Genomic DNA, 26,750 nt, shown 5'->3' with positions numbered 1-26,750 from the left:
GCCTATTACACCTACCACGCCTGCCGACACGGCACGCCAGGCGTTCGAACTTGCGTTCTAGCGCGTCAGCTCGTCGTAAAGATCCTCGATGTCCGCCACTGCGCGCAACTGGTCGATATTGGTGAAGGACACGGTCTGCATCGCGCGGTGGAGCAGGTCGATGTCCGAGTCCTCGATCATCGGCGCCACCTTGGGCTGCGGCAGCTCCGGCATGTCCCGGCCCGACCAAAAGTATTGGGATCCGGGTTCCGCATTCTCCCGTGCGAGATCGTCCGCCTGGTTGCGCTTGCGGTTTTCCAGCTCGTCGAGCGTGAGCCCCCGCATGGTGAAGATGACGGCCGGGTTGTGGTCGATCATCTCGGCCGCGCGCTGCGCGACGGCCACGCCGTGTTTGCACACGTCTGCCCCGTCGGGGCAATCGCAGGAAAACGTGACTTCCCGCGGTGCTTCGCACAGCAACACGTCTAGGACGTCCTCGTCGAACGTCCCCGACTTCGCCGCGGCGATAGAGCCGGGCGCGCGGACAAGGGCGCTAATCGCCCTGCGGATGTCCTCGCTGGAGCGCTGCGGCAGGTACATGGCCACGCGGAAGGGATCGTTCTGGCTGCCCACAACCTCCGCGCGCACCCCCTGCGTCACTGCACGCAGCTCAACGACGTGCCCGCGGGCGGCGTATTCCGACCCCCGCTTTGCGCGGCCGACGTCTGTTTGACGCACCGCTGCGTTGTAGATGCGCATCGCCGCCGGCGACAGCGACCGTGGCTGAAACGCACTGGCGGTCGAACCGCCCGTCTCCGCTGCGCTGGAGACACGTTTGCGGGCGCCGAAGTTGGCGTAGATGACGTTGTCGTCGTGCGGCCGCTTGCTCATTGCTGCCCCCTGTAGCTGATCAATTGCGCGAGTTCGTCGGTGCCCAGCTCGGTGATCCAGCCCTCGCCTTGCCCCACAACCGCGCCCGCGAGCTGGGTCTTCCCGTCCAGGATGTCCTGGATCGACTCCTCCATGGTGCCGCGGGTGATGATTTTGTAGACCGTGACGTTCTTCTCCTGACCGATGCGAAACGCGCGGTCCGTGGCCTGGTTTTCCACCGCCGGGTTCCACCAGCGGTCTAAGTGGATGACCATCGAGGCGGCAGTGAGGTTCAGCCCAGTGCCTCCCGCCTTCAGGCTGAGAATCATTGCGCGGGGGCCGTCCGGCTGCTGGAAACGCTCGACCATCGCGTCGCGCGCCGATTTGCCCACGCCTCCGTGCAGGAACGGCACCTCCCCGCCGAGGCGGTCGGTCAGGTACGGCTGCAAGATGTCGCCGAACGCCTTGTACTGCGTAAAGATGAGCACGCGCTGGTCGGATTCGGCTGCCTCTTCCAGCAACTCCATGAGCTTTTCCACCTTGCCGGAGCGGTGGCGGCCCTTGCTGGCCACCGGAGACCCATCGCCTAAGAAGTGCGCCGGGTGGTTGCAGATTTGCTTGATGCGGGTGATCGTGGCCAGGACCAGTCCCTTCCGCGCGATGCCTTTGCGCTGCTCCAGTTCCGCCTGCATGCCGTCCACCAGCGCCTTGTACAGCGCGGCCTGTTCCGGGGTCATGTCCACCGCAATGACGTGCTCGGCCTTTTCCGGCAGGTCCGAGATGATTGCCGTGTCCGTCTTCAACCTGCGCAAAATGAAGGGCGCGGTCAGGCGCTGCAGCCGCTGCCCCATTTCGTCCGCAAGCGCCTCGTCCCGGCGCGACTCGATGGCTTTGGCAAAGTGGTTGCGAAAGAAACTTTGCGAGCCGAGCATGCCGGGGTTGACAAAGTCGAGGATGCTGCGCAGCTCCGAGAGCTTGTTCTCGATCGGTGTGCCGGTGAGCGCGATGCGGTGACGGGCAGGGATCGCTCGCGCGCTTTTCGACGACTGGGTGCCCGCGTTCTTGATCGCCTGCGCCTCATCCAGCACCACGTGGTCCCACTGCACCGCAGCCAAGTCCTTGGCGTCGCGTGCGAGGGTGCCGTACGAGGTGATGACAATGTCCGCACTGTCCGCAGCCTCGAACAGCTCGTCTCCCTTGAGCCTGCCGGTGCCGTGGTGGACGCGCACCCGCATGCTCGGCACGAACCGGGCCGCCTCGCGCGCCCAGTTGCCCACCACCGACGTCGGGGCGACGACAAGGGTGGGGCCACGCTTCGTGCCCTCGGCTTCCTCCACCGCCAGGAGGGAGAGCAGCTGCAGCGTCTTGCCCAGCCCCATGTCGTCTGCAAGCACCGCCCCGAGGTTGTTGCGCGACATGAAATACAGCCAGTCCACGCCGCGGCGCTGGTACTCGCGCAGATCCGCCGAGACCGTCTCGGGGATGTCCACTCGTTCCGGTGCCGGGCGGTCCGTGCCGCCGACAAGCGAGGTGAACCACGGCGAGCCCGTGAATTCAATCGGGCTGTCCGCGCCTGCTTCGAGCGCGAGCTGGCGCAGCTCGGCCGCGGACACCACGCCCTCGCCCTCCGCAGCCTTCAGGCGTTCGTATTCGTCCTGCGCCTGCTGGGCGATGCGCTGGAGCTCCGCGGCGTCGTCGGAGCCCGCGGCTTGGGCAATCCGTGCGCGCTTGATCGCGGCTTCCGCCTCACGGAAGGCGTTGTCCACCGAGCTGTCGTGCAACGACTCCAGGTACTTCGCCGTCTTGGAAATCTCGCGAGTATCCGCCAACACCCACTCGCCGCGCAGCTTGACCAGCCCCGATTTAGACTTGACCAGCTCCGCCATTTCCTCATCCGTGAGTTCGACGCCGCCCACGGACAGCCGCCAGTCGTACTTGACCAGGGTGTCAAAGCCCATCATCGTCACCGTGGAGGAGTCGTGCGGGTCCTTGTGTTCGCTGACGTTGAGCTTGGAGGCTGTCTCCGCCGTCGCCCACGCACGCGGCAACATCACCACGAATCCTTTGGCGCGCAACAGCGGGGCCGCCTCGCGCACGAACGAGACGATCTCATCACCGCGCAGGTACAAGTCCCAATCACCAGCGTTGTGGTCCACACCGTAGTCGACCGCGGAGCGGAACCTGCCGCGCTCGGCGGGATCCACCAGTGGGGTCACCGCAATCGCGCGGTTGAGCTGCTCACGCAAAGCATCGGCAGTCGCCGAATCGAACTCCGCCAAACGCACCGGGCGCGGGGCGTCGCTCGTCGAGCGCACCTGCACGCGCACGGGCCACTGGGTGTCCTCACCCGTCTCATCCGCCTGATCCGGGGACTCCGCGATGAACACCAGCTGCAGGTTGACCGCGGTGATGGTGCCGTTCCAATCCCCCACCTGGCGCGCCAAATTCGCCCCGCCGCGCCGCAGCGGCAGGCTGTGCAGCAGGGACTTAACAAAGTCGTGCCATGGGTACGGCCGCGTCGCCGAATCCGCCACAGCACCCTGCAAGCGCGCGGAAGCGATCCAGTGGGTAAAGGTCTGTGCGCAGTCCTCGCTCAGGTTGGGGTTGTTCACCGTCAGCACACCCGGGGATGCCGCCACCATCTCAGCGAGCCAGCTGCGCTCCTCCACGCCGGTGCCGAGCTGCCACTGGGCGTACCACTGCCCGTCCCTGTACGGCACGTGGATGCTCACCCGCCCGGCGCGCACAAACTGCGTGAGGCCGTTGTACATGCGCAGCAGCCAATACATGTCCTGTGCAATGGCCTGGCGCTGCTCGGGCGTGGCCGCCGGTGAATCCCCGTCCAAATGCGCCAGGTTGTCCAGGAAGCGCACCGCCTCTTCCGGCGCGAACTTGACCACTGGCGCTTTCAACCAGACCTGGCGGCCCTTCGGAGTTTGGACGCCAATGGTGTGGCGGTGGCGGAACCTTTGGCCGTCGATAAGCGAGTGCACGATCGGCGGGAACGTGCCGGGCGGCACGTCATCCATGGTCACAATCCGGTGCCCCTGCACGCGCTCAACCCACACCGTCAGCCCGGACTCTGCGAGCCACAAGCCATGGAGAAGGTATTCAGGCATACCCACCCTTATACCACCCGCGCCGACACCGCCACCGGGGCGTGTTTGCGCCGGTTTTGCACAACGAGCCGGACGTGTCGGGCCATGGATTAAAGTCTGCCGCAGCGAACAAGAATGTGAGGAAGCATGTCCGACAACTTCTGGCTGGTGCTGGCCGTAGTCCTGTACTTCGGCGTCATGGTTGCCATCGGCATCTATTAGTGGCGCAAGACCACAAAGTACGACGACTACGTCCTGGGCGACCGCGGTTTACACCCCCTCGTCGCGGGACTGTCCGCCGGCGCGTCCGACATGTCAGGCTGGCTGCTCATGGGCCTTCCCGGCGCCCTGTTTGTGGCCGGCATGAGCGAGCTGTGGATCGTCATCGGCCTCTTCATCGGCACCTGGGCGAACTGGAAGTGGATCGCCCCTCGCCTGCGCACCTACACCGAGGTGGCGAAAAACTCGATCACCCTGCCCAGCTTCTTTGAAAACCGCACGCACGACACCTCACGCGTGCTGCGTGTGACCGCAGCCCTCATCATCATCTTCTTCTTCACCTTCTACGTCTCCTCCGGCATGGTCTCCGGCGGCCGGTACTACGAGTCCACCTTCGGCGGCGAATACCTCCACGGCGTGCTGCTCGTCGGCTCCATCACCGTCCTCTACACATTCATCGGCGGCTTCCTCGCCGTGAGCTACACCGACGTGGTGCAAGGCGCGCTGATGTTCCTTGCGCTGTTGACCGTGCCGCTCATGGCGCTCCTCGCGCTGGACAACCCCGCCGACATTTTCTCCTGGGCCACCTCCAACCCCTACGGGCCGTGGGAGGACGGCAACCCCACGTACTTCAACATGGTCGCCGGTGTGTCGCTTGCCACCATCGTGGGCAACCTCGCCTGGGGCCTGGGGTACTTCGGCCAGCCGCACATCGTCACCCGATTCATGGCGCTGCGCTCACCGTCTGAGGCGAAATCTGCCCGCCGCACCGGCACAATTTGGGTGGCCATCTGCTACCTCGGCGCCATCTTCACCGCGCTCGTGGGCACTGTCTACTTCGGGCAAACGTCGGCGTCAGTGACAGATCAAAGCGGGTTTGAAACGGTCTTCTTGGACCTCGCACGCATCCTGTTCCACCCCTTGATCGCCGGCCTTGTACTCACCGCTGTGCTTGCCGCGATCATGTCCACGATGTCGTCGCAGCTGCTCATCACCTCTTCGGCGTTGATCGAGGACCTCTACCGAATTGCCAACAAGCACCCCAGCACCACCACACTGCTCGTACTGTCGCGGGCCATGGTCATCGGCGTCGCACTAGTAGGCATGGCGCTGGCCATCAATCCGTCCGACACCATCTTGGGCCTCGTCGGCTTCGCGTGGGCGGGCTTCGGCGCCGCGTTCGGCCCTGTCATCATCGCCTCGCTGTACTGGAAACGCCTCACGGCGCCGGGCGCCATCGCGGGCCTGGTCGTCGGCGCGGTCACCGTTTTCATCTGGGGCTCCGTTGACGCGCTGTCGGGCGCGATCTACGAGATCGTCCCTGGAGTCATCCTCGCCACAGCGGCGATGGTGGCGGTCTCCCTTGCCACCCGCCCCAAACCGGGCGTGGCAGAGGAATTTGACACCGCATCCGCCGCCACCGACTAAGCGCTCGCCCACCCAGAGTCCACCTTTGCTGACGCGCTACGGAACCGCAGGAGCGGCAGCGCGGTCTAAAGGGGTGTGCGCACCTACCTCGCCCTTCTCTCCGTACTCACACTGCTGGTCCTGCCCTTCCCTGTACGCCCGTTGCCTCTCGACGTCCCTTCGGTGCCCCACCGCACCACCATCCTCGGCTACGACAGAGCCGAGTTTGGCCCCGGTTGGGCCAGCGGTCCCGACCGCTGCGACACCCGCACCCGCGTCATGGCCGCCGCGTTTGGCACGGACTGCACACGGCCGTGGCCCCAGTGGGAAGCGGCGGCCGTGCCGGACCCGTATACCGGTGACCCGCTGCTCCCCCACGACGTGGAGATCGACCACATCCTGCCTGTCTCCGCCGCCTGGGATCTCGGCGCCCATCGCTGGGACGCCGCCACACGTACGCGGTTCTACAACGACCCAGCCAACCTGATTGCCGTCTCCGCGGAGGCCAACCAAGCGAAAGGCGACAAGCTGCCGTCCGAGTGGATGCCCGATGCCCGGCGCTCGCGCTGCGCGTACGGGCGCCGAATGGTGGACGTGGCCAAGCAGTACGCCCTCCCGCTACCGAAAGCGGATCTGCGAGCAGTGCGCCGCGCATGCTCCGGGGTTGCGGGGCTCGTCGCGCGCCGGGAGCTGTGAGCATTTTCCCACCGTGCCGTAAGATATGGGCATATGACTACATTCTTTATTTTCCTGCACGTGGCTGCGGCCATCCTGCTGCTCGGCCCGGTTGTCGTGTCCACCTCGATGTTCCCACGCCAGGCCGCCGAGTCCCGCGCCGGCGGCGAGGAGGCCACCGGCCGCGCGTCCGTCCTGCACCGCATCACCACCACCTACGGCATGCTTTCCCTGCTGGTGCCGCTACTCGGTGCCGTGGTGCTGGCTTTTGACTGGGACACCTACAAGTCCAACTACTGGTTCCACACCGCGATCGTGCTCTCCGTAATCGCGTGGGCAATCCTGCTGGGCATGGTAATTCCGCAGCAGCGCAAGATGATGGGCTCCCTCGGCGCCCTGTCGCCCGCGGAAGCCGACCCGTCCGACGTCACCGAGAATTTTGAGAAGTCCAAGGCGAAGGCCACCGCCGGCGCCGGCATCTTCAACCTGCTGTGGATGCTCACCCTGATCCTGATGTTCCTGCCGTCCCCGGCGTAAATGGTTCGGCGGCCCGGTGTCCCGGCGCCAAATCCAGCTACCAAGGCCCAGCTATTCGCGGTTTTGGGAGCGCGGACAAAAAGTTGGAGTGGTGGGGGCTGAAAGGTATTCCGATGCCCGCAGCATTTCCATCTGATATCCGCGATGGTGCGATCGAGAGGTTTTTAGCCGGCTCATCTGCCCGGGAAGTGTGCAGTTGGGTTGAAAGCGTCTGCAGTCGCCGCCCGTCAGTGCACACGGTCGGCAATTGGGTTGCCGCCAAACGCCGCGGACGCACTCGCGATACCGCGCGCCGCACCTATAGCGCCGAGACGATCGCCAAGGTAGTCGCCCGCAGGTTGACCTCGGATTCGACGCTGCGCGACATTGCCGCGGAGTTCGACGTCAACGACACCGCTGCGTTGAGGTGGACGAGGCAGTATTGGCCCGACGAGAAACAACGCGACCACGCGGCGTCGATGCCATTCGACAAGGTGTATCAGGCGACAATGAACCGCGTGAGCAACAACCGCAACGCGAAACGCGCCAGCCAGCACCACCGCGCAGACACCACCGGCAAAACAGGCAGGAAACCGCGTCCAGTCGACGAGTGGCTGCCAGGGCCAGGACCGATACCGGATATGGATGCCTTGCCGGATGATCCGGCGGTGCTGAAGAAAATGCTGGCTGATGAACGAGACCGCCAACGAGTCAAAGACGCCATCATTGACGTGCTCATGGACGACGGTGACACGCAGGGAAAAGACCGCGTCCGTGACGGTGAGTTATCCACTGCGGCGAAAGCGGCGGTGGTTGTGGCCCTCACGGACAGGTACGGGTTTTCTGTTGCCAAAGCATGCGGGTTGGTCGGGGTTGCACCGGCGACGTTTTACTACCACCAGCGCACCCATGCACAGGTGGTCCAGCAGCGCCGTCAGCGCCGCGATGCGCTCAAACCGCTGATCTTGCAGGCAGCGGCGGAATCCGGGCAAAGCTACGGCTACCGCCGCATCTACGCCTGGTTGAAGATCAGGGGGCATACGGTGTCGGAAGAGATCGTTCGCGCCCTCATGGCAGAGCTTGGGTGCCGCCCGCCGGCGAAGCAGGCGGGTAAGTATTCCTCCTACACCGGTGAAACCGACCATAAACCAGCAAACCTGCTGCTGATGACCCCGCATACCGGCAGCGGCAGCGCCGACGGTGACGCACAAGCGGATGCGGCCAGGCCTGTGATTGCGCCGTCGCAGTATTTCACCGACCATGCCGCCGCGTTGGGGCTGACCCACGATTTCCACGCGGATGCGCCATGGGAGAAAATCGGCACCGATGTCACCGAAATTCGCTGCCTGGACGGCAAACTGTTCATATCAGCGGCGATCGACTTCTACGACGGCATGCCCGTGGCGGTGACCATGTCGACGTCACCGGATCATGGCCTTGTCGCTGAGATGATCGCTCGTATCGATAAGAGCAAACCCGACGGGGCAAAACCGATCATCCATTCCGACCGGGGCGGGCTGTACCGAAGCCCGCGGTGGGTGAGTTTGATTACCGATCACACTCACAACAGTCTGGATTGCCCTGCCTGCCAGGCTGATTTGTGGTGTAGCAGTCGGTGGCGCTACATCCCGTCGCTGTCGCGCAAAGGCACCAGCGGCGATAACGCGCGCACCGAAGGGTTTTTCGGCACGATGAAACAAGAGATACTCAAAGGCAGGCCGGTGGTGTCGACGATGACGGTTGCGCAGATGCGTGACTATGTTGATGCCTACATCGACTTCTATATCCACCGTCGGTTGAAGTCGACACTCGGCAAAGGATGCACCACCATCGCCGAGCACCGGCAAGCATTGAGTGCGTAACAACGAGACAACGTCCCCCAAAACGCACTCCAACTTTTCGTCCGCACCCCCTTTTAGCCGAATAGCTGGGCCTTACTAGCTGGAAGTAGACGTGTGGGCGGGCCTCCATGCCTATCGACGACCCCAGGCCCCCCACCAACAGCACAACAGCCGGCACGAGGCCGGCTGTTATCAGGAGCTGGGTTTAACCGCGGTCGTAGCGGTCGCGCCCACGGCCACCGCGGTAACCGCCGCGGCCACGGCCACGGCCACCACGATCGTCGTCGCGCCCGCGCCCGCCGCGGTAGCCACCACGGCCTCCGCGGTCACGCGGCGGCGCGCCGTGGTCGCGCTGGATGTTGATCAGCTGGCCGGAGATGCGCGTGTCCTCCAAGCGGTCCAGCACCGACTGGTCCAGGTTCTTCGGCAGCTCGACCAGCGTAAAGTCGCCGCCGATGGTGATGCGGCCGAAGTCCTTGGAGTTCAACCCGCCCTCGTTGGCCAGCGCTCCGACAATGGCACCCGGGCGGACGTGTTGGCGCTTGCCCACGTCCAGACGGTAGGTGTCAAAGTTCCCGCTGTCGTCGAAGCGGCGCCCGCCGCGGCGGTCACCCCGGTCGTCGCGGTCGAAACGGTCACGGCCGCGCCCACCACGGTCGCGGCGGTCATCCCGGTCGAAACGGTCGCGGCGGTCGCGCTTGTCGCGCGGCGGCTCCTTCATCAAGAACTCGTCGCCGGCCAGGGCCTGGGTGGCCAGGGCGGCGGCGATGTCGTCCATAGGCACGTTGTTGGCCGCGGAGTACTCGCGGACCATGGTCTTAAACACCTGGATGTCCGTGGCCTCGAGGGACTCGGTGATCGAGTCCATGAACTTGGCCTTACGCGACTCGTTGACCTCGTCGACGGTGGGCAGGTCCATCTCCTCGATCGTCGCGTTGGTCACGCGCTCGATGGAGCGCAGCATGCGGCGCTCGCGCGGGGTGACAAACAGGATCGCCTCGCCGGTACGGCCTGCGCGGCCGGTGCGGCCGATGCGGTGCACGTACGACTCGGTGTCGTTCGGGATGTCGTAGTTGAGCACGTGCGAGATGCGCTCGACGTCCAGGCCGCGGGCCGCGACGTCGGTGGCCACGAGGATGTCCAGGCGGCCGTCGCGCAGCTGGTCCACGGTGCGCTCGCGCTGCTGTTGGGCAATGTCGCCGTTGATGGCGGCTGCGGAGAACCCGCGTGCGCGCAGCTTTTCGGCAATCTCTTCCGTCTCGTTCTTCGTGCGCACGAAGACGATCATCGCCTCAAACTCCGTCACCTCGAGGATGCGGGTGATGGCGTCGAGCTTGTTGCGGTGCGCCGTGAACAGGTAGCGCTGCGTGATGTTGGTGTTGGTGCGGGTCTCCGACTTAACGGTGACTTCTTCCGGGTTGTTCAGGTAGTCGCGGGAGATGCGGCGAATCGCGTTCGGCATCGTCGCGGAGAACAACGCCACCTGCTTCGTCTCCGGTGTGTCCTCGAGGATGCGCTCCACGTCCTCCTGGAAGCCCATGTTGAGCATCTCGTCCGCCTCGTCGAGGACGAGGAACTCCAGGTTGGAGATGTCCAGCGAGCCCTTCTCCAAGTGGTCGATCACACGACCCGGCGTACCCACGATGACCTGGGCACCCCGGCGCAGGCCGGAAAGCTGGATGCCGTAGGCCTGGCCACCGTAGATGGGCAGGATGTGCACGCCGCCCAAGTGGTCGGCGAAGGACTGGAAGGAGTCCGACACCTGCAGCGCCAGCTCGCGCGTCGGTGCCAGCACGAGCGCCTGCGGGTAGCGCTTGTCCGGGTCGATCTGGGACAGCACCGGCAGTGCGAACGCCGCAGTCTTGCCCGTACCCGTCTGCGCTAGGCCGACCACGTCGCGGCCCTGCATCAGCAGCGGGATGGTCTGCGCCTGAATCGGCGAAGGCTGCTCGAAGCCCACGCGCTTGACGGCCTCGACCACGGCATCGGGCAGGTCCAGTTTCTCAAAGCCGTTCTCGGGCTCCGCTTTCTCAGCAGGCGCTTCCTGCTCCGAAGCGGGTTCGGGGGCCTTGTCGGCGGAGGGTTCGGCCGAAGGCTCGTCGCTAAGCTTCAGCACATCGTTGTTCTCTTCAATGGCCACGGCATCCGCGGCGCCGGTCTGGTCAGAAACTCCCGCATCCCTGGTGTCCTCTGCTACGGCCTCGACGATCTCGGCCGCGACATCCTGCGGGTTTTCCTGATTTTCCGACACATTCATATCCGGCTCGTTCTCGCCGCCGGTGGCGTTTTCGGAATTGCTCATCGCCTGTCAACCCTACGGCACAACCCCCGTGTTCTGCTATTTTCGCCCAGCTACCCGGGCCCGCGGTGGCCTCTCACAGCGATCCCCTAGTCTTTTTTCATGACTTCCCCACTCGCGCTGACGCTGCTCGGCTTGGCCATCATTGTGGTCACCGTCGGGCTGCTGTTGAAAGGTCAAACACACCCGATCGTCGCCATGACGCTCATCCCCATCGTCGGCGCGGTGCTCACCGGCGCTGGGGTTGCGGAGATTTCGGACTACTACCTCGACGGCCTGGACAGGGTCATGAACGTGGTGGTGATGTTCATCTTCGCCATCATCTACTTCGGCATCCTCTCAGACGTGGGGTTGTTTGAGCCCGTGATCACGGCACTGATTAGGGCTACCCGCGGTACCCCGCTGTTGATCACGCTGGGCACCGCCGCGATCGCGATCGTGGCGCACCTGGACGGCTCCGGGTCCACAACATTCCTGCTGACCATCCCCGCGCTGCTGCCGCTCTACGAGGCGATGAACATCTCGCGCTACGTACTGCTCACCATCGTTGCGCTTTCGGCCTCGGTGATGAACATGCTGCCGTGGGGCGGGCCGGTTGGCCGCGCCAGCTCCGTCATTGGCCCCTCCCCCAACGAGATCTGGACGCATCTGCTGCCTGTGCAGGGTATAGCGATTGTGCTGGTGTTCATCGTCGCGGCCATTTTCGGGCTGGTGGAAAGCCGTCGCTCCGGCGCCGGCCAGGCGGCGGGCACGGTGGACGTCAGCGCCATCGCCGAGGACTTCGCCCGCACCCAGCAGGAAGAGCGGTCGAATCTAAAGTTCACCCAGCGCACGGGCCGCCTGGGTGTCGTGGGTGAACGCGCTCATCACCGTCGCGTTGATCGGCGTGCTCGTCTCCGGGCTCGCCTCCCCCGCCCCCACATTCTTGGTGGGCACCGCGCTGCTGCTGGTGATCAATTTCGCGTCCCTTGAAGATCAGAGCGACGTGCTGCGCCGCCATGCCCCCACCGCGCTGTCCATGGCCGGCGTCATCCTCGCGGCGGCGATGTTCCTGGGCGTTCTGGACGGCACCGGCATGCTGGAGCAGATCGCGCTGTCTCTCATTGCGGTCCTGCCGGAGGCCGTCGGCCCGTACATCCACATCATCGTCGGTCTCCTCGGCGTGCCGCTGGACCTGGCCACGTCCACAGACGCCTACTACTTCTCCGTGCTGCCTATCGTGCAGCAGACCGCGGAGGCGTTCGGTGTTTCGGATATGGGCGCCGCGTCCGCCATGATCGTGGGCAACGTGATTGGCACCTTTGTCAGCCCGTTCTCCCCCGCGCTGTGGCTCGCACTCGGCCTCGCCCGCGGCGAGATGGGCAAGTACATCCGCCTGGCGTTCCCGGTGTGCTGGGCGTTCTCCATTGCCCTGGTGCTGGGCGCGTGGGCGTTCGGCATTTTTGCTTAACGACGATTAACCTTCGGAACACCTCGTTTCCGGATACAGTCAGCCCCATGAGGAAGCCCCATGCCGCTCTGGCCGCCACCCTGCTGGCCGCAACAACGGTAGCCGCCTGCGATTCGGACGATGTGATCGAGGTGACGTCCACGGTCACGGCGCCCGTCGCAGAGGAGGCTGCGGTCACCGAGAGCGCCACGGCGACCGGCACACCAACGCCGACCGGCCCGCTCGTGCGCGACGCGGAGGAGTTTCGCATCTTCCCGGACGCTGCCCACCCTGCCTACGCCGTGCAGGTCTCCCCGAACACCATGTGCACGTACTTCGACAAGGAGGCGGCGCAGGACGCGTACTTCGACTGCAACGTGGAGCTCACCGGCAATGTCCCGCCCTTGGATATCGACCACGGCATTGGCGGCAGCACGGATGTGTTCTTGTGGGACCCGGCAATCGGGTTCGCCGCGACCCACGATGTCGGCGGCGGCGAGGGCGTCCCGCCAGCTGTGAAACTCCACCCCGGTGAGCAGGTGACCATCGCGGAGTACACGTTTACCCAGTTTGCAAACGGCACGGCGCGCGTCGAGCGCGAAGGCCACTGGTTTGAGGTGGACCAGGCCGGGCAGTTCTCATCCGACCGTTTCTAACCGGCGATTTCGCTAATTCCCCCACGGCGCCGAGAGCACCGTGTATATTCATCGGCGTGATCATCAGCACCGCTATTACCGTCTCGGTCGCACCGGCCGAGCGTTTTGCGATGCTGACTACCCAGCCGGCCCGCCTGCATCATCATCTGTAGCGCGGTGCCGGCCGACTCCAGCCCCCTGCGCTAACAGCCTCCGCTGCTCATTGCGCTGGGGGCTTCGCGTTAGCGCAGGCACTAACAGGCTCATGTCGTTCGCGCCGCGCCCCCGGGCTCGTCCGCGAGGTGGCACACGGCCAGCGCCCGCGGCGACAAACCGGGAAGACACCGCCCCTGTAGGGCACAACGCCAACCCACTTAGCGCGCCGATTCGCGCATCGCTTCCCGAAGGAGCACAGTAAATGTCTGTTATGACTGCACCCTCAGAAACCTCATCGCAGCCCAAACCGAAACGCGCTGGTTTAAACGCCCGTCACATCCACTTCATCGCTCTCGGCTCGGCGATCGGCACCGGCCTGTTCTACGGTTCCGCCGGCGCGATCCAGGCCGCCGGCCCGTCCGTGCTGTTGGTCTACCTGCTGGGCGGCGCGGTGGTGTACTTCATGCTCCGCGCGCTGGGCGAAATGAGCGTGCGCAACCCGGTGCGCGGCTCCTTCGCCGTGTACTGCCGCAAGTACTTGGGCGGCTGGGGCGGCTACATCACCGGCTGGATGTTCGCCTTCGAGATGATGATTGTCTGCCTGGCGGACCTGACCGCCATTGGCATCTACATGAAGTTTTGGTTCCCAGACACAGCTGCGTGGGTGTGGATCGCCGTCACCTTGCTCATCATCGGCGCCGCCAATCTCGCCACCGTGCGCTGGTTCGGCGAGCTCGAGTTCGCGTTCACCATCATTAAAGTCACCGCCGTGGTGGCGATGATCATCGGCGGCGCGGCAATCCTGGTGTTCAACCTTGGGCAGCAGCCGGAGGTGGCGCAGATGAGCAACCTCTGGAACGACGGCGGCTTCTTCCCCAACGGCGTCCAGGGGATGATCGCGTCCTTCATCCTCGTGCTGTTCGCCTTCGGCGGCACCGAGATCATCGGCGTCGCGGGGTCGGAGGCAGACGATCCGGAGCGCTCCATCCCGAAGGCCGTCAACACCGTCCCGGCGCGCATCCTGCTGTTCTACGTGCTGGCGATTTCGATTATCTTGATCCTCAACCCGTGGCGCACCATCACCGGCGAGGAGTCCCCCTTCGTCCAGATCTTCAACACCCTCGGCGTGAACTGGGCGGCTGGCCTGCTCAACTTCGTGGTCATCACCGCCGCCCTGTCTGCCATCAACGCCGACCTGTTCGGCACCGGCCGCGTCCTTACCGGCCTGGCCAAGGAGAACTTGGCCCCGCGGCGCATGGCGAAGACCTACCGCGACGTCCCGGTCATGACCATCGCCACCCTGTTGGCAGTCCTGGTCATTGGTGTTGTCCTCAATGCCCGCTACCCCGACGTCTTCGAAACCATTGCCGCGCTGGCCACCTTCGCCACCGTGTTTGTCTGGCTGATGATCCTCCTGGCGCAGGTAGCCATGCGCAAACAGATGACGCCCGAGGAGCAGGCTGCCCTGAAGTTCGCTGTGCCCTTCTGGCCGTACGGGCAGTACTTCGCCATCGCGTTTATCCTCTGCACCTTCGGCATCATGGCCTGGCTGCCGGACTTCCGCCTCGCGCTCGGCATCGGCGTGGCCTTCACGGTGATCATGACCGTGCTGTACTTCGCCACCGGACGCCCCAAAGTTATCGAGCAGTCCCAGGACGAGTACGCGCTGAAGTAGCGCGCACCGCACCCTCAAGTTCCAAACGCCTCCCCCCGTGGGAGGCGCTTTACCGTTTTCACCTCACCCCACCGCGCACAATCCCCACCTGTCTGCCACACTTGCACACATGACCGTGACTCATGGCAACAAGATTGTCCTCATCGGCGCCGGCGCTGTCGGCACCGCTTACGCATACGCCCTTCTCAACCAGGGGCTGGCCGACCACCTGGCCATCATCGACCTCAACGAGGATCTTGTCTGGGCCCAGGTGGAGGACCTCAACCACGCGATCCCGTTCTCCGGCCAGCACATGAACGTCACGGTGGGCACGTACGAGGATTGCCGCGACGCCGCGCTCGTGGTCAACTGCGCAGGCGTGGCCCAGCGCGACGGTGAGACGCGCATCGACCTCATCGCCCGCAACGCCAAGATTTTCCAGTCCATCAACAAAGACGTCATGGCCAACGGCTTCAACGGCATCTACCTGGTTGCCACCAACCCTGTCGACGTGCTCACCTACATCACCCGGAAGCAAACCGGCCTGCCGGCAAACCAGGTCATCGGCTCCGGCACCGTCCTGGACACCGCCCGCTGGCGCCACAACCTGGGCCAGTTCTTCGACATCGCCCCGTCTGCCGTCCACACCCACATCATCGGCGAGCACGGCGACACCGAACTGCCCGTGCTCTCGACCGGATCCATCGGCGGCGTCCCCCTGCGCGCCATGCTGGAAGCTGAGGCCAAAACCAACCCGGACATCTACGCCCAGATCGACGAGATGTTCGTGCGCACCCGCGATGCTGCCTACGACATCATCAAGCGCAAGGGCAACACCGCCTTCGGCATTGGCAACGCGCTCGCCCGCATCACACGCGCGATCCTGCGCAACGAGGACGTGGTTCTGCCCGTCTCCGCCCTCCTCCAGGGCGAGTACGGGCTTAACGACCTCTACATCGGCACCCCCACCGTGCTCAACCGCACCGGCGTACGCAACGTGGTCGAGCTGCGCCTCGACGCCGACGAGCTGGAAAAGTTCCGCCACTCCGCCAAAACGCTGCGCGACGTCATCGACCGCGCCGAGTTTTAGGGGCCTTTGCTTATCGACGACAGCTTCGCCCGGCTGCCGTCTAGGATGTCACCATGGCCAGAAGCATCGATGTGGTTGGAGCAGCGATCCTTGACGGCGAACTTGTGCTTGCTGCACAGCGAGGGCCGGGCCGATCGATGAGCGGATTGTGGGAGTTTCCCGGCGGAAAGATTGAACCCGGCGAGACTCCGGAACAGGCGCTGAAGCGCGAGCTCTTCGAGGAACTCAGCGTTGAGGTTGAAGTGTTGGATCGTATCGTGACGAGCCGGCACGAAACCAACTCTGTAGTCATCAACCTCACCACGTACTACTGCACGATACGCTCCGGCACCCCGAAGCTTTCCGAACATCAAGAAATCCGCTGGGTTCCGAAGGCTGAGCTGCACCAACTTGAATGGGCACCAGCCGACATCGAGACTGTTGAGCGAGTGCAGCAGCAATAATGGATCCTTTGCTTTCCTCGCTGCAACGCGACCTTGAGTACGGCTTCATCGACGAAGCCGTTCTTGCCAACAAGAAAGAAAACCCGGAGCTCATCACCAACGGTGACTCAAACACCATGTACGAGGCGCTCAAGAACGAACTTGAGTTCGCTGATAGTTACGTCTTCTCCGTTGCATTCGTGACGGTCGGCGGTATCGGCGCGCTCAAACAGCAACTCGTTGAATTTCAAGGCAAGGGCACGATCATCACGTCCTCGTACCAGGACTTCAACGAGCCAGCTGCATTGCGCGAGCTACTAACTCTGGAAAACGTCGATGTCTACGTCATGTCTGAATACGCCCACCATGCTAAGGGCTACATCTTCAATCACGGCGATCATGTCACCGCGCTCGTCGGCAGCTCAAACCTCACGCGCTACGCCCTGATGGAAAACCACGAGTGGAACATCCGAGTTTCCTCGCACCGAAACGGCAACATTGCGTCACAGCTTCAAAGTGGGGTCGACAAGCACCTCGAGAAGGCAGTACCACTGACCGAGGAATGGATCAGCGAATACGAGCATAAGAGGGCCAAACGCACAATCGTTTTCACGGAAACTCAACCGATGGAGGTTTCTCCGGAAGACGAGAAGATTCTTCCAAACCTGATGCAGGTGGAGGCGCTTGAGCAGCTTCAGAGTGTGGTCGACTCCGGCGAAAAACGCGCATTGATCATCTCAGCAACCGGCACGGGAAAGACTATTTTGGCGGCGTTGGCTACGCGCCAGATGAAGCCTTCAAAAACGCTTTTCATTGTTCACCGTGAGCAGATTTTGAAAAAGGCAGCTCAAGAGTTTGCCAAGGTGTTGGAAGTCGACGACTCACAAATCGGTTTCTTCGTGGGGGCGCGGCGAGAGTTAGACAAAGATTTGGTGTTTGCAACGGTTCAGTCTCTTTCACGGAGAGAGAATCTGGCGTCAATCTCGCCGCTCCAGTTCGATCTGATCATCATCGACGAGGTTCACCGTTCCGGGGCCGAGTCGTACCAGTCGATCTTGAACCACTTTCGTCCCAACTTCACGCTAGGTTTGACCGCCACCCCGGAGCGAACGGATGGGTTTAACGTCTTCGAACTCTTTGGATATAACGTTCCCTACGAGATCCGTCTTGAAGGCGCTCTCGAAAACCGGATGCTCGTCCCCTTCGACTACTACGGCATCGCCGACTACGAATCGGCGCAGGGATCAATCGGAGACAAGTCAAAGCTCAAAGATCTGGTTGCGGAAAGTCGCGTCGAGCACATCATTGATGCACTGCAGAAATACTCGTTCGCAGAAGGTACGAAAGGCCTCGTGTTCTGCAGTAGTAACGAAGAATCCCGCATCCTTGCGGAAGCGCTCTCCTCACGCACCGTTCACGGCCGTCCGCTGAGAACGAGGAGTCTCTCTGGAGCGGACACGATTGAGCAGCGAGAGTCGGTCGTTTCGAAGCTGGAAAATGGCGAGCTCGATTACATCTTCACGGTGGACATTTTCAACGAGGGAATCGACATCCCCTCGGTGAATGTGATCGTCCTGCTCCGAAGCACTGAATCCTCAATTATTTTCACGCAGCAACTTGGACGGGGGTTGCGAAAGTCCGCCGACAAGCACTCGCTGCGCGTCATCGATTTTATTGGTAACTAGGCTGTGCGGACTTCCTGTGAACCATCGGTCGTCGGGATCGGAGTTCGAGGATGAGTTATCCGCCGGAGGTACGGCAGCGTGCCGTTGAGCTTTCGGGGCAGGGGCTTGCTGCTTCGCAGGTTCGTGCGCAGTTGATTCGGGAGGAATGTAGGTCTGTTCCTTCTACCGCTTCAATTTCGGGATGGGCACGCAACGCCCGTCATGGCAGCGGGGTCGATAAAGGTTGGCGTTCTGCCGAGTTGATTGCTGAGGTCGTCCGGGCGAATGTGACAACGTCGGCATCCACCCGCGAGATTGGATGGCGTTTTCGGGTCGCTGCGAGTTCCGTGGCGGCGTGGACGCACAAGTTCGCTCCGGATGCGGGTTCGCGGCGTGGGATGACACCGCAGAAGATAGAACAGGCGACACTGGCGCGTGTGAAAGAACACCACGAAGCCCAAAAACGCAAGCGCAAGAAGGCCGAAACACAACGTCAATCACAACGCGCCCCGCGCGGTGAGAGTGCACATTCACGCAACCATGAGCAGCCAACAGCTCCGTTTGATGAGGCAGCGTTGCCGGATGACGTTGAGACCCTCAAAGACCTGTTGCGTCAAGAGCGGTTTATGCGTCTGGCGGATAAAGCGCTGTTTGAGGCGGTGATGGAATCTGAGGGAAAAGCGCAAACCCGGAGACGCTCGATAGCGTGGTCGTCGCTACGGCTGTCAGACGACTCCGGGACGTCGGATACCAAGTAACGCGTTGCTGCGCCTACTACGGATTGAAATACAACACCTACAAGTCGGCATGCAGGCGGTTAAAACACCCTCTAGTCGACCGAAAAGGCCAGGCCAAGGCAATGGTTACCGCCGCCTGTGAGGGCAACCGCATGGTCTACGGCTACCGCCGCGTGAGTGAAGTGTGCAAAGCGAACGGTCTGTCGCTGGGGGAAAAATCGATTCGTACGATCATGCGCGAAGAACACCTGCAGCCGAAGATGAAACGCACGAAGCGCTACAGCTCGTACAAGGGCGAAACTGCGCATCGCCCAGCAAATCGATGTCTGGTTGGAGACATCGACACTGTCACCAAAAATGGCACCCACGTTTCGCAAAGATATCGTTCGCAGGCGGATCGTCGCAGGCAGGCGGGCAGGAAGGATCTGGTACACGATTTCTATGCCGATGCGCCAAACCAAAGACTCGGCACCGACATCACCGAGTTTCAATGCGCTGACGGCAAAGTCTTTTTTAGCCCGCTGATCGACTTCCACGACAACATGCCCATCGCGTATACCTGCGCAACGCGACCAGCGGCGTTGCTGACCAACACGATGCTTGAAGCTGGGCTCGAGCAAATACAACCAGGCCAACGCCCCGAACTGCACACCGACCGTGGCTGGCACTACCGCCACATCGATTGGGTTGACCGACTGACTGATATCAGTCACGACAAGCAACAATGCACACATTGCACAGACGAGAACCCGTGCGATAACGCCTGGTTGATGGTGCCGTCCCTATCCCGGCTCGGCAACAGCGGCGACAACGCCCGAGTAGAAGGGTTCTTCGGCACCATCAAGCGCGAACTTCACGCCAGTGGAATTCGCCCCGAAAAGCACACAACCGAGGAGTTTATGAAGTATCTTGACGATTATCTGGACTGGTTCGTCTTTGACAGACTCACCACCGGACCAGACGGGCAATACACAACCCTGGCTAAACAACGAAACATAGCCAAAACCACCTAGCCAACAACACAACGGCCACCAGTGTGGTTCACAGGAAGTCCGCAGACCCACTACGCGAACAACTACCTCATTGCTATTGCTCTCACCGGAAACAAGACTGGCCGCAAGCCGAAGATCCTCGACGACGTCAACGACCCCCGCCCAAAAGCCGGGTCTTCCACGGTGAGCTTCGACAAGGTCTCCGCAGCCCGAGTAATCGAGTCCCTGCAGAGGGCCCGTATCACCGGAGTTAAAGCGAAGCGCGAAGCCATCGCCGAGTTGAAGTACCGGCTCGGCCGGATTCCGAGGCTCGTCGATTTCCTTTACCACGAGTCCATGGATCCGTCTGTGCTGTGCGCAACCGATCAACACACCCGAAACTACTGGTCGATTTTGTACAAATTGAAGGAAGTTGACTCAGCGCCCTCCCGCGAAGAAGACGGCTTTCTCTCCCTCATCGCCGCGGAGCTTCTCAACGGAAAACGACCGCAGGAGCTTTTGCTTCTCTCCGAACTTGTGCGCCGCGGACCTCAAGGGACGCTTTCCGCACACGACTTCAAGACCGCAATTGAGCAGTACTCACCGGAGCTTGATTCCTCGGCTAACCTCATGCAGTCGGTAGAGCTCGTTTTGAACTTGGACTGGTTCACGAAGGCTGCTGCCCAACGTTATGGGGGTAATCCACTCGCTGTCCGCACAAGCAGCGGTTTTCAGCTCGGTCAGCGGTTCGCAGAGTTGTACTTCTCCTACGACGAGCAACACCCGAATCCGGAAGTCAGTTTCCGCTCCCACATTGATGACCTCATCGAAACTGGCCTCCTTGTAAACCGTCGCCAGTACCGTCAGAGCGACATGTTCGTCCGGGGAAAAACGTACACCCGAAAAGACGCAGCAAGGCTCCTCAACTGGCATCACAACAGGGAGTCCACGATCTACGGGTACGCGGTGGATTCAAACACCAACACTTGCCCGATCTTCCTCACCTACCACAAGGACGCCGACGTCCTGGCGAGCCACCGATACGACGACACGTTCATTGACCAATCCACAATGCAATGGTTCTCCAAGAACAATCGGACGCTGAAGAGCAACGAACTCCAGCCAATTTTGGATGGGTCCGCCGACCTCCACCTCTTTGTGAAGCGTGAAGACGCAGACGGCTTGGAGTTTTACTACCTCGGTCAGGCTGAGGTTACTCACGCGAAGGAGCGGCACATGACGGGAAACAATGATGAGTTGCTCGACGTGGTGGCCATGAATCTGGCATTACCCGAGCCTGTTCCCGCCCCGCTGTACAAGGCGCTCACAACCAACAAGCGCTCGAGCATTCAGGATCTGGATTATGCCGAGAAGGGCGCTGCGCTTCATCGCGCTCCAGGCCACATGATTTCACGCGATGATAGCAGCGACCCTCAGTTGCCGATGTAGCTCGCTATTCAGGTGAGCTCCGACTCAGTCACACCCACGTACTCCCCCACTTCCGCCGCGAACGTTTCATCGTGGCAGGTGAAGATCACTGCCTGGCCGCGGCGGAGACCTTCGGCGATCAGCGCGTGCGCCCGGTCGCGGGAGGGGGCGTCGAGGCCGACGTCGGGTTCGTCGAGGAGGACGAGCGGGCGTTTCTGAGCAAACACTTGGGCGAGCTGAGCCAGGCGCAGGTGCGCGGCCGGAAGGTCCAGTGGGTGGGTGTCCGGGTCGAGGCCGAGCGCGGCAACGGCGTCCGGGTCGCCGACGAACTCCCCCACCGTGGATTCGGCGAGCTGGTCGGCGGCACGCTGTAGTGCGAGTGAGACCTCGAGGCCGTGTGTCTGCTCGAGGCCGGGGTTGCCGTCGAGCCCGGCCATCGCGCGCAGCAAGGTGGTCTTGCCTGCGCCGTTGTCGCCGCGCAGCCACACTGCCCCGCCCGGTCGCACAGTCAGGTGGATGGGGCCAGCGGCGAAAGCGGGTTGTCCGTGCGCTCGAAATTGCCACCACTTCCGGGGCTCGCCGCCGCGGGTAGCGGAGATTTCCCCGAGGTCAATCGGATCACCGGTGGGCTCCAAACGAGCGGGGAGGCTGCGCGCGTGCTTGGCAGGGGGCGTGGGAGACAGGATGCCGTCGATAAGCCAGAGCACTTCCAAGTCGAGGCGGGGGCGGTTATTCAAGAGCACGATGCGCGACGGGAGAGCCTCCAGGAGTCGGATCATGGAGCGTGCGGAGGTGGGGTCGAGGCCGGCGAAGGGGTCGTCGAGAAGCAGGATGTCCGGCTCGAGGACGGCGACGGCCGCGATGGCGAGGCGGCGTGTTTGGCCGCCAGAGAGGTGTGCGGGGTGGCGCTCGGCGAGATCGGTCAGGCCCGCGGCGCTGAGGACGCGCTCGCAGCGGCGCCGCATTTCGGGGATGGGAGTGCCGCGCTGTTCGAGGCCGAGGGCGACCTCCTCGACGACGGTGTCGCGCAGGTAGGACACGTGCGCGGTGGCGTCCTGCTGGACCACGGCCGCGCCCGGCCACTCGCGGTGGGCTTGGGTGGCGAGGGTGGTCAGGCCCGCGCCGGAGTTGCCGACGACCTGGACGGTGCGGTGCTGCCCGAGGGCATGCGTGAGTGGCGTTAGATCCATGCGACTACTACCACGCAGGCCAGCGGGATCAGGATGCGCTCGACTCGTTGCGCTGTGCTGTCGTGGACGGGGCGCAGGACGGTGCGGCGCCCGGTGAGGTCGTACCCCGCGGTCTCCAGTGCCTGGCCTCGGGCGCCAGCTTGGGTGAGCAGCTCGGTGAGCACGGGCATGACGAGGTTGGGCACGACGGTTTTCAGCGTGATGCGGCGCTGTTTCAGGCGGTTGGCGTCGCGGACAGCGCGGATGCGTTGCGCGCCCTGGGGTCCAAGCTGCAGCGTAGTGCCCGCGATGTAGCCGAGGCGGTTGCCGCCGGGCGCAGCTTGGAGGGCCTTGGCCAAGTCGGGCGTGCGTATCCACGCCACGGCGGCAAGTAGGCAGGCGATCAGCGCGGTGAAGCGGGCGGTGAGGTGGGCGGCATCCGCGAGCCCGTCGGACGTCAGCAGCGGGGCGATACGGCGCTCCCCGTAGGGCGCGTGGATGAGCAGCATCGATAGCGCGACGGGTGCGGTGAGCACTGCGGTGGCTGCCACGAGGGAGGGGTTGCGCGTGCGCCAGGTGCCGGCGGCGAGCGCGACCGCGATGACGGCGAGCGAGGCCGCCGGGGAGTTGAGCCCCAACACGAGAATCCAGCCGGACGCCCCGATGACCAGCGCGGTCAGCGGGTTGAGTCGTGGCTGGGTGGTCAACACGGCCTACGCGTGCTGCGGGGCGAATGCGGCGACGGTGCGCTTCGGCAACGCCTTGACGGTGGCGTAGGCGACGAGCATGACGATGACCTTGTCCACCGGGTCGGAGATGAACGCCTGGGTGGTCACGGACGCGATGAGCGAACCTCCCATCTCACGGAACAGGCTGACCAGCGCACCGGTGCCCACGCCGGCAGTGCCGCCGTAGACGTAGGCCGCGACCGGGGCCGCCACCATACCGCCGACGATGCCCAGGACGATGCCGAAGCCGATCACCGTACCAATGTTGCGGAAGGCGTTGAAGCGGTGGATGAACACGCCGGCGAGCCAACCGACGAGCGCCGCGCCCGCCGCAAACGGGAGCGCCGCCGGGTTGAGCAGGCCCCACACCACGTTGTTCAACGCGCCGGTGGCCATGCCGGCGACCGGGCCGGCGAGCGCCGCGACGAGCACCGTGCCCACGGAGTCCAGGTACAGCGGCAGACCGATGGAGCCGACGATCTCGCCGACCACCGAGTTGATGATGATGGCGATGGGGATCAAGCCCAGCGTGCGCGCGGGCAGCACCGGGATGACGGCGGCAAGCAGGAGGACGGTGCCGAGGCCGTAGCCAGCCAGCAACGCGATGCCGGCGCCGGAGCCGGTGACCTGGTCCCAGTCCGACGGACGGACGAGCACGAAGTACAGCCAGGTGGCGGCGATAATGGCGGCGCCGACGATGACCAGTGCGCGGCGAGCGGGGGTCCACTCGGCCTTGTGCTGGACCGGGACGGTTGTGTGCGACATGAAAACTCCGAGTGGTGTGCGGGGAGATACGGCAAGGTCAGCCCGTCTCGCCTATGTCACCTCGGCGGGGCTACCGGTTCGGGAGTGTAGCAGGGCGTACGCGGGGCGCCGGTTAGTCGTCGGCGCGCTGGTGGCGCAGCTCGGCGATCTCGGCGTCGCCGGCCGCGACCTTGGCGTGGACCCCGCAGGCCCAGGCGAAACGCTCCCACGCGGCGTCGATGTCGGCGTCGGTGACCAGGCGCACGTTGGGCTCGCGCTCCCAGATGCCGCGCAGGTCCGCCACCGACGTGCCGCGCATGAGCTCGGAGTCCGCCTCCACGTCAACGGTGGTCTCCTCGACGGCGGCATCCACCAGCCCCAGAGTGATGAGCACGGTGAGCAGGTCGTGGATCTGGGCCTGGTAGCCCTCCCCCACCTCCTCATGGAATTCGAAGTAGAAGCGGGTGATCGCCTCCAGGTGCTCGGCGAGCGGCGAGCCGCCAAGCTTCTCGACGAGCTCCGCCAGCGCCATCGGCGTCAGCAGCATCCGCTCCGTCACGCCGAGCGAGCACAGGGTGACCGGGGTGGGCGTCATGGCAAAGACGTCGGCGGCGGCGTGCGGGTCCACCCAGAAGTTCCACTCCGCGCTCGGGGTGGTGTTACCCGGGTAGTTCACCGCCCCGCCCATCACGGTGATGTGCCTGAGCTTGGCAAAGTGCTCTGGGTGGGCGTGTGCGAAGGCGGCCAGGTTGGTCAATGGGCCGGTGACAATCAGGTGGAGGTCGTCGGTGCCGCGCTCGATGGAGTCGATCCACAGCGTGTCCCAGTCGTGCTCCACATGGCGCGCGGGCGCGTTGGCGTGTCCGAGGCCGGTGTCGCCGTGGGTTTCCGGCGTGGTGGTCAGCTCCACCTCGAGCGGCGCGGGCAGGCCGGCGGCGAGCGGAATGATGGGCAGGCCGCACAGCCCGAGGATCCAGCCCGCGTTCTGGGCACACTGGTCAGCGGGGACGTTGCCGGAGGTCGTCGTTACGCAGTCAAGCTCGATGAGGCCCGCGTGGGCCGCGGCGGTGAGGAAGATGATGGCGTAGGTGTCGTCGATGCCGGGATCGCAGTCCAGGATTACTCTCATTGCTTCGTTTCCTTTCCGGCGACGAGCCAGACGATAAGCGCGGCGGCGCACACCGCGCCACAGACGCCGAACGCGGCGCGAAAGCCAGCGGCTTCGGCGACGGCGCCGACGAGGACCGGCGCGAGGATTTGGCCGGCGTCCTGCGTCATTTGGTACGTGGACAGCACTGTACCGCCGGAGCGGTCGTTGCCGATGATGTCTGCAAGCGTGGCTTGGGTGGCGGGGCTCATCAGGCCCGCGCCGATGCCCGCGGCGGCGGAGAGGAACACCAGGGGCCAAAAGCTTGTTGCCGCACCGAGCAACGCGGTGAACAGACCCGCAGTAGCCAGGCCAGCGGCAACGAGCGGACGGCGACCGAGGTTGTCGGCAAGGCGGCCGGAGATCTGCAGGGTGACCGCCATGCCGAACGCGAACGCGGTGAGCGCGAACCCGGAAGCCGCTCCCCCGCGCTCGAACACGGACGCCGCGAACAGCGGCAGGATTGCGACGCGGGCGCCCATGTTGACAAAGCCGTTGGTGAACCCGGCTACCAGCAGCGCCTTGTACGTCGGGGTGCGCCACGCCTGGCGCAGGCGCATCTTCGGCTTTGCCGCAGGCAGCGGGTGGGAGCCCGGTTTCGGCGCGGTGAGTGCGCCGACCGCAATTGCGGCACCCGCCACGGCCACGCCGTAGATCATGAATGGCGCACGGAAGCCCAAGAACGACAGCGCTGCGCCGATGACAGGGCCGACGACGTTGCCCACCAAAAATGCGGAGGCGTACAGGGCGCTGGCGCGACCGCGAATGCTCGGGTGCGTGACCCGAACGATGAGCGCTTGCGCCGACAGCGTGAACATGGTGGAGCCGAAGCCGGCGATGAACCGGAGCGCGACAATTTGCCAGTAGGCCTGGGCGAAGGCGACGAAAAACGTCGACGCCGCGACGATGAGTAGGCCCGTTAAGTAGATCGGGCGGGAGCCAAGCTTATCGACGAGCACGCCAGCGCCCGGCGCCCCCAGCAGCCTCGCGAGCGCGAACACGGAGATGACCGCACCGGCCGCCGCCATGGAGACACCGAAACTGCCCGCGAATTGCGGGAGCACCGGGGCGATAAGGCCGTAACCGAGTGCGATGATGAATGCGGCGCCGACGAGCACCCAGATCGTGTGCGGGATCTTCGGTTGTATCTGCTGCGTCGTTGCGTTTGGTGTGTCGGCGTTCATCGCTGGCAAGGGTACATCCACGGACGGGGATGTCCGGGTTTGGGAATGTGGCAAATATTTGCCACATCCGAAAACCACGTCAGGCACAGCCGTTCATTCGTTCATACGTTCGAACGTTTTCGAACTGATGTCGCAATGGCGCTGTACCTTGACCGCCATGAAGTTCACCACAACAAACCCGCTACGCAGCGTCAAACGAAATGACACGACCCTTCTCCCGGCTCACACGCCAGAGGCCCTCTCGGAGGAGATTCGAACGCGTCACCCGGAGACAATCCAGTCCGCAAAGGCCGTCATGCACCACCCGCGCTCCCTGTCCCGCCCCACTGCCGCATGGCGCCCGCCGGTGCTCACCCTGCCCAGGGTGGCGAACGGGCCGCAGCTCACGCTGGCGGTGACCCGGCGGCGAGTCGGCCCGCGGGCACGGGCGCGGATTCAGGGCTACGGGGGCGATCATGTGCCCGCCTACCTGCTTGAGGTGCGGATTGCGGACGCTACCGGGGCGCATGTCGACCCCGTGCTCGCCGAGTCGTGGGTCCGTGCGCTGATCCCGGACGACGCCGCGCACGCAGTCCACGAGCTCACCGGGGGCCGCGCGGCGAACTACGTGTGGTTGGTGGACGGCACCTTCGCGCCCATCGCATCCCCGTCGTCGATGTTCGAGGGGCTGAGCGCGGCGTAGCCCGCC

At 63.9% G+C, this 26,750-nt stretch carries 22 protein-coding genes and 1 pseudogene; 15 read left to right on the top strand and 8 right to left on the bottom strand.

What is annotated here, in order from left to right:
* Positions 1-57: 57 nt before the first annotated feature.
* Both CUREI_RS04785 and CUREI_RS04780 read right to left on the bottom strand, forming a co-directional pair.
* The gene (locus CUREI_RS04785; protein WP_038611022.1) at positions 58-870 is read right to left on the bottom strand and encodes an SWIM zinc finger family protein; all 813 of its coding nucleotides are present in this window, start codon (positions 868-870) and stop codon (positions 58-60) included.
* A complete protein-coding gene (locus tag CUREI_RS04780; RefSeq protein WP_038611020.1) occupies positions 867-3,968 on the bottom strand; it encodes a DEAD/DEAH box helicase in 3,102 nt (1,033 codons plus the stop codon). Before CUREI_RS04780 ends, CUREI_RS04785 begins: the two co-directional genes overlap by 4 nt.
* Before the next feature lie 126 nt (positions 3,969-4,094).
* Between CUREI_RS04780 and putP the strand changes: the two are divergent.
* The 4 genes and pseudogenes from putP to CUREI_RS11595 all read left to right on the top strand — a co-directional run bounded on the left by putP (position 4,095) and on the right by CUREI_RS11595 (position 8,626).
* A pseudogene (putP, locus tag CUREI_RS04775) lies at positions 4,095-5,594 on the top strand (sodium/proline symporter PutP).
* Positions 5,595-5,669: 75 nt separating this feature from the next.
* Entirely contained in the window at positions 5,670-6,269 is a 600-nt protein-coding gene (locus tag CUREI_RS04770) for a GmrSD restriction endonuclease domain-containing protein (protein WP_038611018.1), read from the top strand.
* A gap of 33 nt (positions 6,270-6,302) precedes the next feature.
* Positions 6,303-6,785, top strand: coding sequence for a membrane protein (locus CUREI_RS04765; protein WP_038611016.1), 483 nt, complete (start codon positions 6,303-6,305; stop codon positions 6,783-6,785).
* 113 nt (positions 6,786-6,898) lie between these two features.
* Positions 6,899-8,626, top strand: a complete 1,728-nt coding sequence (locus CUREI_RS11595) for an IS3 family transposase (RefSeq protein ID WP_084768181.1) — start codon at positions 6,899-6,901, stop codon at positions 8,624-8,626.
* Between the two features lie 184 nt (positions 8,627-8,810).
* Here the strand turns inward: CUREI_RS11595 and CUREI_RS04755 are convergent, their stop codons facing one another.
* A complete protein-coding gene (locus CUREI_RS04755; protein ID WP_038611015.1) occupies positions 8,811-10,907 on the bottom strand; it encodes a DEAD/DEAH box helicase in 2,097 nt (698 codons plus the stop codon).
* A gap of 99 nt (positions 10,908-11,006) precedes the next feature.
* On the opposite strand from CUREI_RS04755, the gene CUREI_RS12800 reads away from it, so the two are divergent.
* From CUREI_RS12800 to CUREI_RS04710, 10 genes are all read left to right on the top strand, one after another.
* On the top strand, positions 11,007-11,876 hold the full coding sequence (locus CUREI_RS12800) for an SLC13 family permease (RefSeq protein ID WP_330216998.1): 870 nt from the start codon (positions 11,007-11,009) through the stop codon (positions 11,874-11,876).
* Positions 11,758-12,354 (top strand): hypothetical protein, encoded by a 597-nt coding sequence (locus CUREI_RS12795; RefSeq protein WP_330216997.1) that lies wholly within the window; start codon positions 11,758-11,760, stop codon positions 12,352-12,354. Before CUREI_RS12800 ends, CUREI_RS12795 begins: the two co-directional genes overlap by 119 nt.
* 47 nt (positions 12,355-12,401) lie before the next feature.
* Positions 12,402-12,989, top strand: a complete 588-nt coding sequence (locus tag CUREI_RS04745; RefSeq protein ID WP_038611013.1) for a hypothetical protein — start codon at positions 12,402-12,404, stop codon at positions 12,987-12,989.
* A 406-nt stretch (positions 12,990-13,395) separates the two neighbouring features.
* Entirely contained in the window at positions 13,396-14,799 is a 1,404-nt protein-coding gene (locus CUREI_RS04740; RefSeq protein ID WP_144242483.1) for an amino acid permease, read from the top strand.
* Positions 14,800-14,908: 109 nt separating this feature from the next.
* Positions 14,909-15,868 carry an L-lactate dehydrogenase gene (locus CUREI_RS04735; protein WP_038611009.1) on the top strand — a complete coding sequence of 320 codons (960 nt, stop codon included), beginning with the start codon at positions 14,909-14,911 and terminating at the stop codon, positions 15,866-15,868.
* Positions 15,869-15,921: 53 nt separating this feature from the next.
* Positions 15,922-16,311, top strand: a complete 390-nt coding sequence (locus tag CUREI_RS04730; RefSeq protein WP_038611007.1) for a (deoxy)nucleoside triphosphate pyrophosphohydrolase — start codon at positions 15,922-15,924, stop codon at positions 16,309-16,311.
* Positions 16,311-17,975, top strand: coding sequence for a DEAD/DEAH box helicase family protein (locus CUREI_RS04725; RefSeq protein WP_038614001.1), 1,665 nt, complete (start codon positions 16,311-16,313; stop codon positions 17,973-17,975). Before CUREI_RS04730 ends, CUREI_RS04725 begins: the two co-directional genes overlap by 1 nt.
* Positions 17,976-18,025: 50 nt before the next feature.
* Positions 18,026-18,712: a hypothetical protein gene (locus CUREI_RS12220; protein ID WP_144242372.1), complete on the top strand. Its 687-nt coding sequence runs from the start codon at positions 18,026-18,028 to the stop codon at positions 18,710-18,712.
* 101 nt (positions 18,713-18,813) lie between these two features.
* Positions 18,814-19,704, top strand: a complete 891-nt coding sequence (locus tag CUREI_RS11590; RefSeq protein ID WP_051952091.1) for a DDE-type integrase/transposase/recombinase — start codon at positions 18,814-18,816, stop codon at positions 19,702-19,704.
* A gap of 21 nt (positions 19,705-19,725) precedes the next feature.
* Positions 19,726-21,111 carry a DUF3427 domain-containing protein gene (locus CUREI_RS04710; protein WP_051952210.1) on the top strand — a complete coding sequence of 462 codons (1,386 nt, stop codon included), beginning with the start codon at positions 19,726-19,728 and terminating at the stop codon, positions 21,109-21,111.
* Between the two features lie 8 nt (positions 21,112-21,119).
* Here CUREI_RS04710 and CUREI_RS04705 read toward each other — a convergent pair whose 3' ends face one another.
* From CUREI_RS04705 to CUREI_RS04685, 5 genes are all read right to left on the bottom strand, one after another.
* The gene (locus CUREI_RS04705) at positions 21,120-22,280 is read right to left on the bottom strand and encodes an ATP-binding cassette domain-containing protein (protein WP_051952209.1); all 1,161 of its coding nucleotides are present in this window, start codon (positions 22,278-22,280) and stop codon (positions 21,120-21,122) included.
* Complete coding sequence (locus CUREI_RS04700) at positions 22,271-22,969, bottom strand: energy-coupling factor transporter transmembrane protein EcfT (RefSeq protein WP_236627263.1); 699 nt, start codon at positions 22,967-22,969, stop codon at positions 22,271-22,273. Before CUREI_RS04700 ends, CUREI_RS04705 begins: the two co-directional genes overlap by 10 nt.
* A gap of 3 nt (positions 22,970-22,972) precedes the next feature.
* Positions 22,973-23,752, bottom strand: coding sequence for a hypothetical protein (locus tag CUREI_RS04695; RefSeq protein ID WP_051952208.1), 780 nt, complete (start codon positions 23,750-23,752; stop codon positions 22,973-22,975).
* Positions 23,753-23,864: 112 nt separating this feature from the next.
* The gene (locus CUREI_RS04690; RefSeq protein WP_038611005.1) at positions 23,865-24,860 is read right to left on the bottom strand and encodes a nucleoside hydrolase; all 996 of its coding nucleotides are present in this window, start codon (positions 24,858-24,860) and stop codon (positions 23,865-23,867) included.
* Positions 24,857-26,062, bottom strand: a complete 1,206-nt coding sequence (locus tag CUREI_RS04685) for an MFS transporter (RefSeq protein WP_038611003.1) — start codon at positions 26,060-26,062, stop codon at positions 24,857-24,859. The genes CUREI_RS04690 and CUREI_RS04685 overlap by 4 nt, the downstream gene beginning before the upstream one ends.
* 157 nt (positions 26,063-26,219) lie before the next feature.
* Between CUREI_RS04685 and CUREI_RS04680 the strand changes: the two genes are divergently transcribed.
* Positions 26,220-26,744, top strand: coding sequence for a hypothetical protein (locus CUREI_RS04680; RefSeq protein WP_038611001.1), 525 nt, complete (start codon positions 26,220-26,222; stop codon positions 26,742-26,744).
* The last annotated feature ends 6 nt before the right edge of the window (positions 26,745-26,750 follow it).

Origin of the sequence: Corynebacterium ureicelerivorans (assembly GCF_000747315.1) — a bacterium.
Lineage (GTDB): Bacteria > Actinomycetota > Actinomycetes > Mycobacteriales > Mycobacteriaceae > Corynebacterium > Corynebacterium mucifaciens.
Note: the sequence above shows the minus strand (reverse complement) of the source record. Positions and strands in the feature narration are given on the sequence as shown.

What these genes read in the sequence shown, in the direction of transcription:
- CUREI_RS11590 (WP_051952091.1), top strand. Translation starts at nt 18,814, where the DNA reads ATGGTTACCGCCGCCTGTGAGGGCAACCGCATGGTCTACGGCTACCGC.
- CUREI_RS04780 (WP_038611020.1), bottom strand. Translation starts at nt 3,968, where the DNA reads ATGCCTGAATACCTTCTCCATGGCTTGTGGCTCGCAGAGTCCGGGCTG.
- CUREI_RS04725 (WP_038614001.1), top strand. Translation starts at nt 16,311, where the DNA reads ATGGATCCTTTGCTTTCCTCGCTGCAACGCGACCTTGAGTACGGCTTC.
- CUREI_RS12800 (WP_330216998.1), top strand. Translation starts at nt 11,007, where the DNA reads ATGACTTCCCCACTCGCGCTGACGCTGCTCGGCTTGGCCATCATTGTG.
- CUREI_RS12220 (WP_144242372.1), top strand. Translation starts at nt 18,026, where the DNA reads ATGAGTTATCCGCCGGAGGTACGGCAGCGTGCCGTTGAGCTTTCGGGG.
- CUREI_RS04690 (WP_038611005.1), bottom strand. Translation starts at nt 24,860, where the DNA reads ATGAGAGTAATCCTGGACTGCGATCCCGGCATCGACGACACCTACGCC.
- CUREI_RS04735 (WP_038611009.1), top strand. Translation starts at nt 14,909, where the DNA reads ATGACCGTGACTCATGGCAACAAGATTGTCCTCATCGGCGCCGGCGCT.
- CUREI_RS04745 (WP_038611013.1), top strand. Translation starts at nt 12,402, where the DNA reads ATGAGGAAGCCCCATGCCGCTCTGGCCGCCACCCTGCTGGCCGCAACA.
- CUREI_RS04755 (WP_038611015.1), bottom strand. Translation starts at nt 10,907, where the DNA reads ATGAGCAATTCCGAAAACGCCACCGGCGGCGAGAACGAGCCGGATATG.
- CUREI_RS11595 (WP_084768181.1), top strand. Translation starts at nt 6,899, where the DNA reads ATGCCCGCAGCATTTCCATCTGATATCCGCGATGGTGCGATCGAGAGG.
- CUREI_RS04730 (WP_038611007.1), top strand. Translation starts at nt 15,922, where the DNA reads ATGGCCAGAAGCATCGATGTGGTTGGAGCAGCGATCCTTGACGGCGAA.
- CUREI_RS04685 (WP_038611003.1), bottom strand. Translation starts at nt 26,062, where the DNA reads ATGAACGCCGACACACCAAACGCAACGACGCAGCAGATACAACCGAAG.
- CUREI_RS04695 (WP_051952208.1), bottom strand. Translation starts at nt 23,752, where the DNA reads ATGTCGCACACAACCGTCCCGGTCCAGCACAAGGCCGAGTGGACCCCC.
- CUREI_RS04680 (WP_038611001.1), top strand. Translation starts at nt 26,220, where the DNA reads ATGAAGTTCACCACAACAAACCCGCTACGCAGCGTCAAACGAAATGAC.
- CUREI_RS04785 (WP_038611022.1), bottom strand. Translation starts at nt 870, where the DNA reads ATGAGCAAGCGGCCGCACGACGACAACGTCATCTACGCCAACTTCGGC.
- CUREI_RS04740 (WP_144242483.1), top strand. Translation starts at nt 13,396, where the DNA reads ATGACTGCACCCTCAGAAACCTCATCGCAGCCCAAACCGAAACGCGCT.
- CUREI_RS04765 (WP_038611016.1), top strand. Translation starts at nt 6,303, where the DNA reads ATGACTACATTCTTTATTTTCCTGCACGTGGCTGCGGCCATCCTGCTG.
- CUREI_RS04705 (WP_051952209.1), bottom strand. Translation starts at nt 22,280, where the DNA reads ATGGATCTAACGCCACTCACGCATGCCCTCGGGCAGCACCGCACCGTC.